Here is a 728-nt window from a genome sequence, read left to right as displayed (position 1 = left end):
ACCCTTGATCTTTGCGATGCGTTGGCACACCTCACTGTCGCGGAACACCGCATCGATCTTCCTGTCGAAGATGATGATGCGGCGGTCAAGGTCGCGGAAGAGATCATAGAGTTCGTTGAGTGCTTCGCGAGCGAGTACGGTTATTTCGTTCTCGACGTCAGACAGTATCTCCGGAATTATGCGGCGCGCTCGGGTGATGCTCTTGCCGATAGCGAACCCACGATCGAGCAGGAGACCTCGAATTTGGCTGACGACAGCGGTCCGGTGATTGACCATCCGTTGCCGCGCACGATGCAGCGCCTGAATATCCTGCTGTTCGATGCTCTTCTTCGGGACGAGGGGAATGTGGGGTTGACGTGCGGCCGTACAAATGGCCTCGGCATCATTACCATCGTTCTTTTGCCGTCGCACGAACGGCTTCACATATTGCGGACTGATGATCTTCACCTGGTGCCCGACCTCCTCAACTTTACGAGCCCAGTAGAATGCTCCGGTACATGCCTCGATAACAATCGTGCATCGCTCGATCTGAGCGACCACTTCCAGAAGCTGATCGCGCATGACCCTCCGTTTGAACACGACCCCGCCACCGCGGTTCACACCGTGAAGTTGGAATACATTTTTGGCGATATCGATGCCGAGAACCTCGATACTCATTGCAGCTCTCCTTCCTGTTGCAGGCTCTCAGCCTGAATGGTGGAGGGAGAGCCGTCCATCCCATTAGCTGG

1 protein-coding gene is annotated in these 728 nt (G+C 55.6%); it reads right to left on the bottom strand.

What is annotated here, in order from left to right; all coding sequences use genetic code 11:
• On the bottom strand, window positions 1-657 hold a 657-nt coding region (locus NWI01_RS18645), incomplete at its 3' end, for an IS110 family transposase (RefSeq protein ID WP_141385426.1).
• Window positions 658-728 lie beyond the last annotated feature (71 nt).

Source organism: Nitrobacter winogradskyi (genome assembly GCF_006539545.1).
GTDB classification, from domain to species: Bacteria; Pseudomonadota; Alphaproteobacteria; order Rhizobiales; family Xanthobacteraceae; genus Nitrobacter; species Nitrobacter winogradskyi_A.
The sequence above is the reverse complement of the archived record's forward strand: the minus strand, read 5'-3'. Positions and strand labels throughout refer to the sequence as shown.